The organism is Streptomyces kurssanovii, assembly GCF_040677245.1.
GTDB lineage: Bacteria > Actinomycetota > Actinomycetes > Streptomycetales > Streptomycetaceae > Streptomyces > Streptomyces kurssanovii.
The window spans coordinates 50,387-65,417 of record NZ_JBFAQK010000024.1 but is presented as its reverse complement, the minus strand read 5'-3'; the positions used below and the strand labels follow the sequence as shown (position 1 = coordinate 65,417).

The window sequence follows — 15,031 nt, the reverse complement described above, 5'->3', positions numbered from 1 at the left end:
GCCCCTGCTGAACTCTCGGCAGGGGGCCCGTGCTGCCTGAAGTCATGAAGTTCGGTTTCAGGCGCTGTCGGTTTTCATAGAAGAAGCCAGGCGAGCTCCGGACGGGTGCGCAGCAGCTCCAGAGCGGGATCGTTCATGCGGCAGGAGCGCTGGTGGGGCTGCGGACGGCCCCGACGGGCGCCGTCCGGATCTCGCCTGTCCCCGATGCCTGGATCCGAGGAGCGCCACGCCGCCGCATGCCCGGCGGGGTTTACGATGTGAAGAGTTTTTCAAGTCAGCAGGTGATGAGGGCAGGAGCGTGGCGTGAGCGAGCCGCTGAGGCGAGGGAGGACGGGGTGAGGGAGGCATGACCGCTCTTCCGGTACCGCTGTATCAGGCGAAGGCCGAGTTCTTTCGGATGCTGGGACACCCGGTGCGTATCCGGGTTCTCGAGCTGCTGCAGGACGGGCCGATGCCGGTACGGGACCTGCTGGCGGCGATCGAGATCGAGCCTTCGAGTCTGTCGCAGCAGTTGGCGGTGCTGCGCCGCTCGGGCATCGTCCGGGCGACCCGCGAGAGTTCGACGGTCGTCTACGAGCTGGCGGGAGGGGACGTGGCGGAGCTGCTCGCCGCTGCCCGCCGCATTCTGTCGGTGCTGCTGACCGGGCAGCAGGAACTGCTGGCCGAGCTGCGCCAGGCGGAGAAGGAAACGTCCTGACGCGAGAGCGCGGCGTAAGCCGCCGCGCTCACCGGCCGGCGGCCGGACCCGCCGCGGGACAGCGCGAAAACCGCTTGTGCGGTACCGGCTCCGGGCGCGCGAAGCCGCTTGACCGAGACGACTGTGAGGGACGACGTGGCACGCAAGGCGAAGCACGAAGAGCAGGACCTGGAGAAGTGGAAGGAGCGCGGTGTGATGCTGCGCGTCTTCGTGTACGTCTTCGCGAGCCACTTGTTCGCCGGCTTCGTCTGGCTTCTGTTCTACGTGGGCGAGCACGCGCAGAAGTGACGGCGGACCCGCATGAGCGGGTTCGGCCGACGCCCGGTCCTGGCGGCCGCCAGGGCACTGTCCGAAGAGAAGTCGCTCGATCACGGGAGGGAGGGGGGGCCGTGCACGCCGTGCCCTGGTTGCACGTGGTCGCGAAGCAAGGCGCCCTGCCTGTCGATGTACTGCTCCCCGCGACCGGCAGGACCTACGTAGCGCGTCTCGACGGCCGGGAGATGCACGACGCGGACGCCGTCTTCCAGCAGTTCTACGACAGGCTGAGACTGCCCGACTACTTCGGGTGGAACTGGGATGCCCTCGCCGACTGTCTGCGCGACCTGAAGTGGCTGTCTGTGGACCACTACGTGCTGATCCTCGAAGCGGCGGACGAGGCACTGTCGGAGAATCCCGCTGAACGACTGCTGCTGTTCAAGGCCCTCCTGCGGGCAGGACAGCGATGGTCCTTCACACAGCGGCCCGAGGGCATCGAATCCGGCAGACTCGTGATCGTCATGTCGTGCGACGCCGCATCGGTCCCGTTCCTTCGGGACCAGCTGCGGTCTCGCCCGGAAGGAGCGCCCTCGTCGTAGGTCGGCGGGCCCGGGCCCGTGACAAGGGCGCTGCTTCCGGTCGCGCGTCAGGTGGAGTCGCGGACGACGAGCTCCGTGGGCAGTACGACGTGCTGACGTCGAGCGCCGGGGTCGGTGATCTCGGCCAGCAGGATGCGGGCGATGGTCCGGCCGATCTCCTCGACGGGCTGGCGCACGGTCGTCAGCGGGGGGTCGGTGTGCCGGGCGATGAAGGAGTCGTCGAAGCCGATCACCGCCACGTCCTCGGGGATCCGTCGACCCTGCGCGCGCAGCTCGCTCATCGCGCCGGCGGCCATCACGTCTGACGCCGCGAAGACGGCGTCGAGTTCCGGGATCCGTTCAAGAAGCGAACGCATGGCCTGTCTGCCGCCCTCCTCGGTGAAGTCGGCGGCGGCGACGAGGTGGCCGCCGGAGTCCCGGCCGGCCGCGGTAAGGGCTTCGCGCCAGCCGTGCAGGCGGCTCCGGCCGACGTCCATGTCGAGCGGTCCGGTGATCGTCGTGATGGTCTTCCGGCCCCGTTCCACCAGGTGCCGCACCGCGGCGGCGGCGCCGCCCACGTTGTCGGAGTGGGCGTGGCTCAGCGACTCGGCGGGGGAGCGGCGGCCGGCGAGCACGGTCGGCAGCCCCATGTCCTCGAGCAGCCCTGGCAGGGGGTCCTGCTCGTGCACGGAGACCAGCAGGACGCCGTCCACCCGTCGTGCGGCGACCGAGTCGGTGAGCTGGTCCTGTTCACCCTTGTCCCGTACGAGGACCAGTTGGAGCTGGGTCCGGGTGTCGGCCAGGCCGGTGCTGACGCCCCGGATGACCGCCGAGAAGTACGGCTCCGAGCCCAGTCGGCTCTCCGACTCCGGGATCACCAGGGCGATCGAGTCGGTCCTGCTGGTGACCAGTCCCCGGGCGACGGAGTTCGGTACGTAACCCAGCTCCGCGATCGCCGCCAGAACGGCGTCCCGTGCCTCGTCGCTGACGAGCTCCGAACCGTTGATGACGCGCGAAACCGTCGTGCGGCCCACACCGGCCCGCGCTGCCACGGTCTTGATGGTCGGCCGCCGGCTGCCCCCCATGGCTCCTCCCTCGTCGATCGGCGTGACACGCCGCCAGGCAGCGCATTTTGCCAGAAGTCCGCGCTGTGCCCGGCGATCGGGCCGGTTCACCTCGGGTTCGCCCCCGAGATGTGCGTCGGAAGACGATCTGGTTTCAAGTTCTTGACAGGCGCACAGCGAGGCCGTCAGTCTTCGTGCACCTTGGTGGGCACGTTCCCATCGTAGCTTGGGAACGTGCCCACCGATGGATCGGGCCGTTGAGCGGACCCGCATGTCCGTATTCCGGTGCATCGGCACCGCCGCTGGGGAGGACACCATGACCAGGAATCAGAAGCTGTTGCGTACAAGAATTACGGGCACGGTCTCCGCGCTCGCCGCCCTCGGCCTGATCGTCGGCTGCAGCAGCGGCGGCGACTCCGGTACCGGCGGCGGCGTCAAGGACGGCAAGGTCACCATCACCATGGGCCTCTTCGGCGTCATGGGGTACAAGGAGACCGGCCTGCTGGACCGCTACATGAAGGAGAACCCGAACGTCACCATCAAGGCCGACGTGGCCGGTGACGAGCAGACCTACTACACGGCCCTGCAGACGCACCTGGCGGCCGGCAGCGGACTGAAGGACATCCAGGGCATAGAGATCGGGCGGGCCAAGGAGCTCGTGGACACCCAGGCCGACAAGTTCGTCGACCTCTCCGGCGTACCCGGCATCGATCACTACCTGCCCTGGAAGCTCAGCCAGGTCACCACCCCGGACAAGAAGCTCATCGGGCTCGGCACCGACATCGGCCCGATGGCCGTCTGCTACCGCAAGGACCTGTTCGAGCAGGCCGGACTGCCGACGGACCGGAACGAGGTCGCGAAGCTGTGGGCGGGCGACTGGTCGAAGTACGTCCAGGCCGGCAAGGACTTCAAGGCCGGTTTCAAGGGTGACCAGGTCGCCTTCATGGACAGCGCCAGCGGCCTGTTCAACGCCATGATCTACGGCAACTCCGAGCAGTTCTACGACAAGGACGGAGAGCTGATCTACCAGGACAGCCCCGCCGTCGCCGCCGCCTGGGACCTCGCCTCACAGGCCGCGACGACCGGACTGACCGCCAAACTGCGTCAGTTCCAGCCCGGATGGGACCCCGGCCTGTCCAACAGCACCTTCGCCACCACCGTCTGCCCGGCGTGGATGCTCGGCCACATCACGGAGAAGGCCGGGCCGAAGAACAAGGGCAAGTGGGACGTCGCCAAGGCCCCGAAGGGCGCCAACTGGGGCGGTTCCTTCCTCGGCGTGATGGAGCAGAGCCCGGTCAAGGAGGAGGCGAAGAAGCTGGTCGCCTGGCTCACCGCGCCGGAGCAGCAGGAGTTCGTCTTCCAGAAGCTCGGGAACTTCCCCTCCTCGCAGAAGGCGCTGACGTCGCCGGCCGTGACCGGGGCCGAGCAGGAGTACTTCGGCGGCGCGCCCATCGGCGAGATCTTCGGCGCGGCGGCCCAGGAGATCCCCGACGAGCAGGTCCTCGGACGCAAGGACGGCACGATCAAGGACATCTTCTCGCAGGGCCTGACGCTGATCGAGTCCCAGAACAAGAGCCCTGAAGAGGCCTGGAAGACCACGGACGAGCGGATCAAGAAGGCCACCGGCTGAGCCCGCCCCCGTCCGCCCGGTGACCGCGCCGCCCGCACGGGCAGGCGGTCACCGGGGTCGAGCCCTCCGCACCCAGGCCTCACAGGAAGGTTGTCCCCGTGGCCGCTTCCACCCCCGTCGCGCCGGCCGGCGGACCCGCCGACAAGTCGGCTCCCGGCGCACACGATGCCGGCGCGCCCCCGCGCCGGCGCGCCCTGCTCCACCGGCTGGACGTACGCGGCGCGCCGTACGCCTTCGTCGCCCCGTTCTTCGTCGTCTTCGCCGCCTTCAGCTTCTACCCGCTCGTCCACACCTCGTGGATCTCCCTGCACCGGGTCGAGCTCGCCACCATGAACGTCATGGAGTGGGTGGCCTTCGACAACTACGTCGCGCTGTGGGAGGACGAACACTTCTGGAACGCGGTCGGCAACACCATCACCCTCGGCGTGATCTCCACCGTGCCGCAGCTGCTGATGGCCCTCGGCCTCGCCCACCTGCTCAATTACCGTATGCGCGGCTCGACCTTCTTCCGGGTGGCCGCCCTCACTCCGTACGCCACCTCGGTCGGTGCGGCCGCGCTCGTGTTCACCATGCTCTTCGAACGCGACTTCGGCATGATCAACTGGATGCTCGGCCTCTTCGGCTTCGACAACGTCGACTTCGAGAACAACAAGTGGGCCGCCCAGATCGCCATCTCCACGATTGTGATCTGGCGGTGGACCGGCTACAACGCACTGCTCTACCTCGCCGCCATGCAAGCCGTCCCGCGCGAGCGTTACGAAGCGGCCGCCATCGACGGCGCCTCGCGCTGGCAGCAGTTCCTCACCGTCACCGTCCCCGGAATCCGCTCCACCATCGTCTTCACCATGGTGCTGTCGACGATCGGCGCGACGCAGCTGTTCGGCGAACCGCTCATCTTCGGGCAGGGCCCCAACGGCATCACCGGCGGCGCCGACAACCAGTACCAGACCCTCGGACTGCTGCTGTACGAGGAGGGCTGGAAGAACTACCAGATGGGCCGGGCCGCGACCGTCGCATGGGTGATGTTCCTCCTGCTGGTCCTCGTCTTCGTCGTCCAGCGCCTCGTCAGGCGCGCCGCGTCCCGCAGGTCCGGACCGACCAGGAGCACCGCATCATGACCACCGACAGCCTCCCGGTCCGGGCCGAGCACGGTCCCGGTGCCGTCCAGGAATCCCCCGGCAGGGCCCGCCGCCGTCCGATGATGCGGATGCGGGCCGGCCGTCAGCACCATGCGGGCCCGCTCGCCTACGTACTCCTCGCGATCGCCGCGCTCACCTCGCTCTTCCCGCTGTACTGGACGATGGTGGCGGCCTCGACGGACAACACCCGCGTGACCCAGACCCCGCCTCCGCTGCTGCCCGGGCCGAACCTGTTCGAGAACCTGGCCAGGGCCTGGGACGAGGCCGCGATGGGCAAGGCGATGATCAACAGCCTGATCGTCGCCGGCTGCATCGCGCTGGCGACGGTGCTCTTCGCCACGCTCGCCGGTTTCGCCTTCGCCAAGCTGCGGTTCAAGGCGCGCAACGTGCTGCTGATGCTGGTCATCGGCACGATGATGGTGCCGCCCCAACTCAGCGTCGTACCGCTGTTCATGATGATGAGCGACCTGGGCTGGGGACAGAAACTGCCCGCCGTCATCTTCCCCACCCTGGTCAGCGCCGTCGGCGTGTTCTTCATGCGCCAGTACCTCGCCGAGGCACTGCCCGACGAACTCGTCGAGGCGGGCAGGGTGGACGGCGCGCACTCGCTCCGCATCTTCTGGAGCATCGTCCTGCCGATCGCCAGGCCGGCGATGTCCGTGCTGTTCATGATCACATTCGTGCACGCCTGGAACGACTTCTTCTGGCCGTTCATCGCCCTGGACATGAGCAATCCGACGGTGCCCGTCGCGCTCACCCAGCTCAGCGCCGGATACATCCGCGACCAGTCACTGATCATGGCCGGCGCCCTGCTGGGCACGCTGCCGCTCCTGGCGATGTTCGTCGTCTTCGGCCGCCAGATCGTCGGCGGCATCATGCAGGGCGCCGTCAAGGGCTGAGCCGGACACCCCCTCTTCCTCATTTCCCGTTCTCCCCGTCACCGGAAGGACCCACGTGACCACCGCAACCCGGCACGTCGCCCCAGCCGACCAGGCGCCCGCCACCCGCACCTTCCCGCAGGACTTCCTGTGGGGCACGGCGACCGCCGCGTACCAGATCGAGGGAGCAGCCGCGCTGGACGGCCGCACCCCGTCCATCTGGGACACCTACGCCCGCACCCCAGGCAAGGTCCGCAACGGCGACACCGGCGACATCGCCACCGACCACTACCACCGCTGGCGTGAAGACGTCGCCATCATGGCCGACCTCGGCGTCGGCGCGTACCGGTTCTCGATCTCCTGGCCGCGCGTGCAGCCCACCGGCCGCGGCCCGGCGGTGCAGAAGGGACTGGACTTCTACCGCCGGCTCACCGACGCACTGCTGGACAAGGGCATCCAGCCGGTCGCCACGCTCTACCACTGGGACCTGCCGCAGGAGCTCGAGGACGCCGGCGGCTGGCCCGAGCGGGCCACGACCGACCGGTTCACGGAGTACGCCGCACTCGCCGCCGACGCCCTCGGCGACCGGGTACGCACCTGGACCACCCTCAACGAGCCCTGGTGCAGCGCCTTCCTCGGCTACGGCTCCGGTGTGCACGCACCCGGCCGCACCGAGCCGGTGGCGGCCCTGCGCGCCGCGCACCATCTCAACCTGGCGCACGGCAAGGCGGTCCAGGCCCTGCGCGCCGCGTTGCCCGGCGGCGCCCAGGTGTCCGTCACCCTCAACATCCACCATGTGCGGCCGCTCACCGGGCAGGCCCCCGACGTCGACGCGGCGCGCCGCATCGACGCCCTCGCCAACCGGGTCTTCACCGGGCCCATGTTCGAAGGGGCCTACCCCGCCGACCTGCTGGAGGACACGGCCCGCCTGACGGACTGGTCCTTCGTACGCGACGGCGACACCGTCGACATCAAGCAGCGGCTCGACTTCCTGGGCGTCAACTACTACACGCCGACCCTGGTGTCTGCCGCGGCCGACGGGACGAGCCACGGCTCCGACGGCCACGGCAGAAGCGACCACAGCCCCTGGACCGGCGCCGACAACGTGGCCTTCCACCTGCCGCCCGGCAGCACCACCGCCATGGGGTGGGCGGTCGACCCGACCGGCATGCACGACCTCCTGCTGCGCCTGGGCGCGGACCTCCCGGGCACGCCCCTCGTGATCACCGAGAACGGCGCGGCCTTCGACGACTACGTCGACCCGAGCGGCGAGGTCCGCGACCCGGACCGTATCGCCTATCTGCACGGACACCTCACGGCGGTGCACCGGGCGATCGAGGCGGGCGTGGACGTGCGCGGCTACTTCCTCTGGTCCCTGCTGGACAACTTCGAGTGGGGCTACGGGTACAGCAAGCGCTTCGGCACGGTCTACGTCGACTACCCGACGGGCAGGCGCATCCCCAAGGCGAGCTCGCGCTGGTACGCGCAACTGGCGCGCACGGGCACGCTGACGCCCCTCGACTGACGTCCGCCACGGGCCAGGGACCGGTGCACGGCACCGGACCCTGGCCCGCACGACGTTCACGAAGGTCACGTGCTGCCCGGGTCGCCGCCGGCCGGCGACAGGGATGCCCGTGAGTGGCATGGACCGTCTCCCCCTCATAGCGTTGTGCGAAAGACAAGCTGTGGGGTCTCGGCGTGAGAGCGGGCATCCGTAGGGCGTCGGCCCCGAGATCGCGACACGCGACCGAGATCCTCCATGGCAGCGCTCGGGCCGTACTGGAGGTCGCTCATGCCCCGTCCCATCTGGTCCGGCGCCATCAGCTTCGGGCTGGTCACGATCCCGATCAAGGTCGTGCCCGCCACGGAGAACCACAGCATCTCCTTCAGGCAGGTCCACCTGGAGGACATGGGCCGGGTGCGCTACCGCAAGGTCTGCGAAGTGGACGGGAAGCAGTTGTCCGACAACGAGATCGTCAAGGGCTACGAGGTCTCCAAGGACCAGTTGGTCGCCGTGACGGACGAGGACCTGGCGGAGATTCCGCTGCCGACGGCGAAGGCGATCGAGATCGTGGCGTTCGTGCCGGCGGGGTCGATCGACCCGGTACGGATCGGCGACTCGTACTACCTGGAGGGCGACGGTCAGGTCGCGGCCAAGCCGTACAAGCTGCTGCGGCAGGCATTGCAGCGGTCGTCGAAGGTCGCCGTGGCCAAGTTCGCCCTCCGCGGCCGCGAGCGCCTCGGACTGCTGCGGGTCAAGGACGAGGCCCTGGTCCTGCACTCGATGCACTGGCCGGACGAGATCAGGTCCCCGGAGTCGTTGGCACCGCCGGCCGTGGAGATCGACGATTCGGAGGTCGACGGGGCGATCGCGCTCATGGACGCGATGGGGGAGGAGGACATCTCCCACTACACCGACCACTACCGCGAGGCCCTCGAGGAACTCATCGCCGCCAAGGCCGAAGGCAAGCAGCCTGCCCCCGCAGCGGAGGCGGCGGAGCCGGGAGGCCAGGTCGTCGACCTGATGGCCGCCCTCAACGCCTCCGTCACGCAAGCACGCGCGTCCCGGGGCGAGGGCGAGCACGCCACTGTGCACGAGATGCCCAAGCCGAAGAAGACGGCGGGCAAGAAGACGGCGAAGAAGACGGCGAAGAAGACCGCGGAGCAGAAGACCGCGGAAAAGAAGACCGCCGCCGGGACGGCGGCCAAGTCCGCCGCCAAGAAGGCCGCTCCGAAGAAGGCCGCCGAACGGCGGAAGCCGCGGGCCTCCTAGCGGGCTCGGAAGCCGCGGGCCTCCTGGCCTGCTGAACCTGCACGGACCTTCACGCCCGGAAGGCCGCGACCGGAACGGGGACCGGCCGCGGCCTCGCGCTGTCTCTGTGCCCGTCACTGCTGCGGCCCTCATGGCCACGGCTCTTCCTGCTGTGAGCCTGGGCCCTCCCGCCTGCCTGTCGGCCGGAATCGGCTAGGAACCCTTGCTTCTTCATACCCCCTAGGGGTATCTTCCCGATTCGGGGGTACTCCTAGGGGGGTATTGACGTAGTCAAGGGAGATTCGGTCATGTCAACGGTCAATCCCCGGCGGTGGTGGGCGCTCGCCGTGCTCGCAGCCGCCCAGTTCATGGTCATCATGGACACCTCGATCATCGGGGTCGCGCTCCCCGAGATGCAGAAGGACCTCGGCTTCTCGCAGGGCGAGTTGCAGTGGGTCTTCAACGCGTACGTCATCGCCTTCGGCGGGCTGCTGCTCCTCGGCGGACGTCTCTCCGACCTGCTCGGCGCGCGCAAGGTGTTCAACGCCGGCTGGGTCGTCATGATCGCCGGCTCCGTCGTCGCGGCGGCGGCCCAGACCGCCTGGGTCGAGGTCGTCGGCCGGGCGGTCCAGGGCGTGGGCGGCGCACTGATCGCGCCGGCCGCGATGACGCTGCTGATGATGCTCTTCGGGCACAACCCGAAGGAGCTCGGCAAGGCGATGGCCCTCTACGGCGCCGCCGCGCCCGCGGGCGGAACCGCCGGTGTGTTCCTCGGCGGCGTGTTCACCGAGTGGCTGAGCTGGCCGTGGGTGTTCATCATCTACGTTCCGATCGGCCTGGCGACCCTCGCCGCCACCAAGCTGCTGCCGTCCGTCGCGAGCCGTCGCGGTTCGGTCGACGTACTGGGCGCGGTCGCCGTCACCGCCGGTTTGGCGCTCACGGTCTTCGCCGTCGTCCGGGCGCCGGAGGTGGGCTGGGGCTCTACCGGCACCGTGCTGCAGCTGACCGGCGCGGCAGCGTTGCTGATCCTCTTCTTCGTGATCCAGAAGGCGGTGCGCGAGCCGCTCATGCCGCTCGGCATCTGGCGTGTCCCGCGGCTCGGACCGGCCAACCTGGCGATGACGCTGCTGGGCGCCGCGTGGATCCCGATGTGGTACTTCCTCAACCTCTACCTGCAGCAGGTTCTCGGCTACGGAGCCTTCGCCTCCGGCGCCGCGCTGCTGCCCATGACCGTGCTCCTCATGATCTTCATGACGGCCGTCACGGCCCGGCTCATGGGCAGGTTCGGGGCCAAGCCGCTGATCGCGGGCGGTCTGCTGGTCCTCGCCGCCGGCCTGCTGTGGCTGTCGGCCGTGGAGCCGACCGGTACCTTCCTCGTCGACGTGCTGCCCGCGTCGCTCGTCGCCGCGCTCGGTATGTCGCTCGCCTACATTCCGGCGATGATGGCCGCGATGTCCGGCGCCCCGCAGGAGCAGGCCGGTCTCGCGTCCGGCATCGTCAACACGACCTACAACGTCGGCTCGGCCCTCGGCCTGGCCGCCCTGACAGCGGTCGCCATGTCGCAGGGCGCCGGCGAACCGGGCAACCTGCCAGCCCTTACCGACGGCTTCTCCTCCGCGTTCACCGGCGCCGCCGCGATCGCGGCCATCGGTGGCGTCATCACCCTGCTGCTCATGCGCGGTGACAAGGCCGCCGCGCAGGCCCAGGCAGCCCCCGCGTCGCACGGTGAGCAGGTCGGCGTGTAGCCGATGGGCTGCTACGCGGCCGGGGAAGCGTACAGGTCCGGCGGACCGGGACCGCCCGACGTCTCAAGGAGACATCGGGCGGTCCCTTTTCTGTCCAATGAGTCAGGGGTTCATGGTGGTGGGCCGGTCGCCGGTCCGGGTGGTGGTGCGCAGGGTGAGGACGGCGACGTCGTCGTCGTTGGCCGCGGGGCGCGTACGGGCGAGGAGTTGGTCGGTGAAGGCGTCCAGGGGGTGGTGCGCGAGGGCGGCGGCCTGGCGGCTGAGGCGGTCGAGTCCGTCGTCGAGTGATGTGCCGGGTTCTTCCACGAGGCCGTCGGTGTAGAGCAGCAGGGTGGCGCCGGGTGGCAGGAGCAGCGACGCGTCCGGGCGTGGGTGCAGGAGGCCGGTGCCGAGGAGGACGCTGTGGCCGTCGGTGAGGTACCGCGTCACTCCGTCTTGGGTGATGAGCAGCGGTGGTGGGTGGCCCGCGTTGGTCCAGGTCAGTTCCCAGCCGGGCGATCCGATGTCCGTGAGCCGGGCGAGGACGAGGGTGGCCATGTCGGCCCCGGACAGATGCATGGCGGCCTCGTCGAGCCATTCGACGATCTTGCTGGGTGGTTCCTGCCTGGAGAAGGCGTAGGCGCGCAGCATGTTGCGCAGCTGCGCCATGTCGGCCGCCGCGTCCAGGTCGTGTCCGATGACGTCCCCGATGACCAGCGCGGTCGCACCGTCCGGCAGGACGAAAGCGTCGTACCAGTCGCCGCCGACGTGGGAGGCGTCCGGTGCCGGCACGTAACGGGCTGTCATCTCCAGCTCCGGCACGCTCGGCAGCTGCGGCAGCAGGTGCCGCTGCATCGTCTCCGACACCTTCCGCTGCCGTTCGTAGAGACGGGCGTTGTCCAGCGCCAGCCCGGCTCGCCGCGTGATCTCCTCCAGCAGCGGCAGATCGGCGGTGGTGAAAGGGTTCAGGCACTCGGAACGGCCCAGGGTCAGAGCACCCAGCACGTCCCGCAGGCCGCGGATCGGGCCGATGACGGCGGACTGGATCCCTGTGGCGGCGAAGAGCCGTCCTTGTTCGACGGCGATCCCCGAGTCCGGCTCTCCCTGGTAGGTCTCCGGACCCGCCAGCGCCGATGCCGCGCCCCGCAGCGCACGGGACAGAGGGAGCTGGGACTCCTGAGGAACTGCCGGCATGGGCCCGACGAGGTTCTCCTGGGATGCCAGAGCGCCGTCCTCGAAATGGACGACGGCACAGCGCCGCACCTCGCCCGACTCGGTGATCAGGTCGACGACAGCCCAGTCCGCCAGCCGCGGCACCACCAGACGCACCAGCCGGTTCAGGGCCTCGTCGACGTCCATCGTCGAGGTCAGCCGGGTGGTCAGCTCCGCGAACAGCGCCAGCCGCTCCAGTTCGGAGAGGGGCTCTTGAACCGAACCCGGCTCCTTGTCGTCGAGCGTATGGAAGAGCACCAGCATGCCCCGCCGGCTGCCGTCGTCGTATCCGGTGACCAGCCAGGCCACGGGCCTCAGGGAGCCGTCGCCCTGCTCGAACCAGAGTTCTGCGCCCTGCGCGGGGCGGCCCGCCAGGACGGCCTGCCGGATCGGGCACGCGCTTCTCGGTACCGGCTGGCCATGGGCGTTTCGGTGCAGCAGCTCGTGCCCGTCCTGCCCGAGAAGTTCGCCGGCGGGCCGGTCGAGGAGCTGTTCGGCTGTCGCATTGACGGCCATGATGATGCCGTGCTCGTCCGCCAGGTAGGCAGCGGCGGCGATCGAGCTCAGCCTGGCCGACAGCAGTCCCGGCCCGTCCGCAGGAGCGTGTCCTCCCGGTGCCGAGGCGTCTTGATCCTGCATGTCTCTGCCCTCGTCGTGGCCGGCGCGGATAAGGGACTCTTCCACTTTCTCTCAGTGCATCAGTGGAAACACGCGAGATGCTCCGCGGCGAGTGGTGCCGCCGGCCGCTTATGACTTTGCGGGGGGTGTCGGCTCCCGCCCGGCTCCGGTGATCACTGGGGGCGGCGGATCGTCGGGTGTTGGGCACGAGGTTTTCCGGTGTGATGGCCCACGAGAGCAGGTGGCCCGGCCGGCGGGGGCGTGGCGGGGGCGTGTGCGCCGGGGCGTGCTTCTCGCGCTGAAAGCACGCCTCTTGTGGCCGGTGGTGAGCGGGCGGACGCTGTGCGAGCCCCCCCCACCGAGTCGAGGATCACGGCGGGGATGCCCTGTGCCTTTGGGAACAGTGAAGTGGTTCGACCCTGAACGGGGTGTCGGCCTCGTCGTGCCCGATGACGGGCGGCCCGATGCCGTCGCGTACCGTTCAGCGATCCACGGCCACGGGGGCCACTCGTTGCTCGTGGGTGAGAGGGTCTTCTTCGACCTCACGCGGGACTCCGCAGGCATCCGGGCCGACAACATCTGTCCCGTGTCCGCCGAAGCCCCGCCGGACACGCGGAGTTCAGATGGCTCCGGACCGCTCGGCCTGTGCCCTGCTGTGGACGAGGCGGTAGGACTCGGCGCCGGTCGTGATCATCGCGCTGTTGAAGCTTGAAGGGCACCGTCAACAGCCGGCCGCGGCGATTCGAGCGAGCGCCTCACGGACGCTGTGCCTGGCAACGTGCCGCTCACGGCTCAGCAGTTCAGCGAACGGATCATCGGTTGCCTGCCGGTGATGGTAATGGATGCAATGGCAGTCGGGACGGCCCTCCGCGAGCGGCTGGGCGCAGCGCCCTCCTTCGTCGCCTTCGCGGGCTACGACACGGTCGCCGTCCTCGCTGATGTGCTGCGCTCTCATGGCCCGGACCGGCGCGCATCGCCGCGTCCTGGCCGCATGTTGGGGTCGAAGGCACCCGCGGTCGGATCCGCTTCTCCCGCACGCCAGGCATCAGCATGTGGCAATGGGATCGGACGCCGATCCAGGTCGTCGATCGAGATCCGGCGGAACCCGATCGCTTCCGGGGCCTTCACCCCGGTTGAGAGAGCACCGAGGTTCCACAGCCGCCCTGCTGCCCTGCCGCCCTGCCGACCGGCTGATCGGAGACTCCATCACTTTGAGCCGTAGTACATCCGGAGGAACTCCTCCATCGCCGCGTCGACGCCGGCGTGGTCACCGGTGGCGAGCAGGTCGAGCAACAGACCGCGGACGGTGGCCAGTCCCAGCCTGGCCCGGTTCCGGGCGGTGGCGGCGTCCGCTCCTGCGGCCGTCTCCGCGGCCACGAGCGGCTCCAGCCAGTCCGTCACAAGCCCTTCGAGGACCGGGACGGCCTCGGGGCGGCCCCGTAGCGCTTGCCCGCAGATCTCGAAGAAGAGCCGCTCCTGACCGGCCAGCCGAGGGTCGGTGAGTTGCCGCCACAGCAGCCGTGCGGCATCGGCGGGCGGGAGGTCGGGCTCGAGGCGGAGCCGGGACAGCAGCTCGCGCTGGCGTCGCTCCGACGCCCGGACGATCTCGACGAACAGTTGTTCCCTGGAGCCGAAGTAGTGGATCAGCATGCGATGACTGACGCCGATCGCGGCGCCCAGGCCGCGCAGGCTCAGGTCCGCGATGCCGTGTGCCGCGACGTGCTCGACGGCAGCGTCCACCAGTTGGGCGCGCCGGTCCCCATGCTTGCCTTGCCCGGCCTCGCGCTCGGGATGCGGGTCGTACGTTGTCACCACATCCCGAGTGTACCGTTTGGTACATGGCGCATGTACCGTGTGGTACATGAAGTCTGTCACCGTGTCGATCGACGTACCTCAGACGCCCGAGCAGGTCTACGACTTCCTCGATGTCATGGCTCACCACGAGCGGTTCACCGACCACTACCTGACCGACTGGCGCTACAGCGGCCCCGCCCGCGGCATCGGATCGTGCGCCACGGTCACCGCCGCGCTGGCCGGCACGAAGACCGACGTCGCCATCGAGGTCGTCGAGGCCGAAGCGCCGCGGCGCATCGTCGAACGCAACGTCAGCGCGGCCGGCCGGCGCCTGGCCCACGGCACCTACGCCATCGAGCCGCTGCCGACCGGTGGGACCCACATCTCGTTCACGTATACCTGGGTGCGCGCCCCTCTCGCCGACCGACTGCTGGCCCCTGTCGTACGGACCACGATGCGACGCGCCAACCACACGGTCATGCGACGCCTGGCCACCGAGTTGGCCCGGAACGTCTCCGCTGCCGGCTCCTGACGGCGGCGCCTCCTCTGCCCGCCGCGGAACCGGGTCCCGCGACGGCTCGCCCCACGCAGCCGGGCGCGGGCTCCCGGAGCCGCCGCTCGGTCCACAACCGGGTCCCCGCGTCCGGCCCTTGGGGCAGCAGAACACGTGACGCCGGCGAGCGGGCACGG

At 69.5% G+C, this 15,031-nt stretch carries 14 protein-coding genes and 1 pseudogene; 12 read left to right on the top strand and 3 right to left on the bottom strand.

Going from position 1 to position 15,031, the window contains the following annotated elements; genetic code table 11:
* Positions 1-346 precede the first annotated feature (346 nt).
* The 3 genes from AB0K36_RS18830 to AB0K36_RS18820 all read left to right on the top strand — a co-directional run bounded on the left by AB0K36_RS18830 (position 347) and on the right by AB0K36_RS18820 (position 1,551).
* Positions 347-697: an ArsR/SmtB family transcription factor gene (locus tag AB0K36_RS18830; RefSeq protein ID WP_189470156.1), complete on the top strand. Its 351-nt coding sequence runs from the start codon at positions 347-349 to the stop codon at positions 695-697.
* Between the two features lie 135 nt (positions 698-832).
* Entirely contained in the window at positions 833-985 is a 153-nt protein-coding gene (locus tag AB0K36_RS18825; protein ID WP_364595446.1) for a DUF6126 family protein, read from the top strand.
* 101 nt (positions 986-1,086) lie between these two features.
* Positions 1,087-1,551 (top strand): barstar family protein, encoded by a 465-nt coding sequence (locus AB0K36_RS18820; protein ID WP_364595363.1) that lies wholly within the window; start codon positions 1,087-1,089, stop codon positions 1,549-1,551.
* A 47-nt stretch (positions 1,552-1,598) separates the two neighbouring features.
* Here the strand turns inward: AB0K36_RS18820 and AB0K36_RS18815 are convergent, their stop codons facing one another.
* Positions 1,599-2,615, bottom strand: coding sequence for a LacI family DNA-binding transcriptional regulator (locus AB0K36_RS18815; RefSeq protein ID WP_364595360.1), 1,017 nt, complete (start codon positions 2,613-2,615; stop codon positions 1,599-1,601).
* A 295-nt stretch (positions 2,616-2,910) separates the two neighbouring features.
* Here AB0K36_RS18815 and AB0K36_RS18810 point away from each other — a divergent pair, with 295 nt between their 5' ends.
* The 6 genes from AB0K36_RS18810 (at position 2,911) to AB0K36_RS18785 (ending at position 10,738) form a co-directional block, all read left to right on the top strand.
* Complete coding sequence (locus AB0K36_RS18810; protein WP_364595357.1) at positions 2,911-4,224, top strand: ABC transporter substrate-binding protein; 1,314 nt, start codon at positions 2,911-2,913, stop codon at positions 4,222-4,224.
* 98 nt (positions 4,225-4,322) lie between these two features.
* The gene (locus tag AB0K36_RS18805) at positions 4,323-5,342 is read left to right on the top strand and encodes a carbohydrate ABC transporter permease (protein ID WP_364595354.1); all 1,020 of its coding nucleotides are present in this window, start codon (positions 4,323-4,325) and stop codon (positions 5,340-5,342) included.
* Positions 5,339-6,262, top strand: coding sequence for a carbohydrate ABC transporter permease (locus AB0K36_RS18800; protein WP_364595351.1), 924 nt, complete (start codon positions 5,339-5,341; stop codon positions 6,260-6,262). The genes AB0K36_RS18805 and AB0K36_RS18800 overlap by 4 nt, the downstream gene beginning before the upstream one ends.
* A 55-nt stretch (positions 6,263-6,317) precedes the next feature.
* Positions 6,318-7,766: a GH1 family beta-glucosidase gene (locus AB0K36_RS18795; RefSeq protein ID WP_364595348.1), complete on the top strand. Its 1,449-nt coding sequence runs from the start codon at positions 6,318-6,320 to the stop codon at positions 7,764-7,766.
* Positions 7,767-8,033: 267 nt separating this feature from the next.
* Complete coding sequence (ku, locus tag AB0K36_RS18790; protein WP_364595345.1) at positions 8,034-9,014, top strand: non-homologous end joining protein Ku; 981 nt, start codon at positions 8,034-8,036, stop codon at positions 9,012-9,014.
* A 287-nt stretch (positions 9,015-9,301) separates the two neighbouring features.
* On the top strand, positions 9,302-10,738 hold the full coding sequence (locus tag AB0K36_RS18785) for an MFS transporter (RefSeq protein WP_364595343.1): 1,437 nt from the start codon (positions 9,302-9,304) through the stop codon (positions 10,736-10,738).
* A 102-nt stretch (positions 10,739-10,840) separates the two neighbouring features.
* Here the strand turns inward: AB0K36_RS18785 and AB0K36_RS18780 are convergent, their stop codons facing one another.
* Positions 10,841-12,568: a SpoIIE family protein phosphatase gene (locus tag AB0K36_RS18780; protein ID WP_364595341.1), complete on the bottom strand. Its 1,728-nt coding sequence runs from the start codon at positions 12,566-12,568 to the stop codon at positions 10,841-10,843.
* On the opposite strand from AB0K36_RS18780, the gene AB0K36_RS18775 reads away from it, so the two are divergent.
* Entirely contained in the window at positions 12,567-13,259 is a 693-nt protein-coding gene (locus AB0K36_RS18775) for a cold-shock protein (protein WP_364595338.1), read from the top strand. The genes AB0K36_RS18780 and AB0K36_RS18775 overlap by 2 nt on opposite strands.
* A 141-nt stretch (positions 13,260-13,400) precedes the next feature.
* A pseudogene (locus tag AB0K36_RS18770) lies at positions 13,401-13,684 on the top strand (ABC transporter substrate-binding protein); the annotation flags it as partial.
* A 69-nt stretch (positions 13,685-13,753) separates the two neighbouring features.
* Here the strand turns inward: AB0K36_RS18770 and AB0K36_RS18765 are convergent.
* Positions 13,754-14,362 (bottom strand): TetR/AcrR family transcriptional regulator, encoded by a 609-nt coding sequence (locus AB0K36_RS18765; protein ID WP_364595336.1) that lies wholly within the window; start codon positions 14,360-14,362, stop codon positions 13,754-13,756.
* A 46-nt stretch (positions 14,363-14,408) separates the two neighbouring features.
* Between AB0K36_RS18765 and AB0K36_RS18760 the strand changes: the two genes are divergently transcribed.
* Positions 14,409-14,873: an SRPBCC family protein gene (locus tag AB0K36_RS18760; protein ID WP_364595334.1), complete on the top strand. Its 465-nt coding sequence runs from the start codon at positions 14,409-14,411 to the stop codon at positions 14,871-14,873.
* Positions 14,874-15,031: the final 158 nt, after the last annotated feature.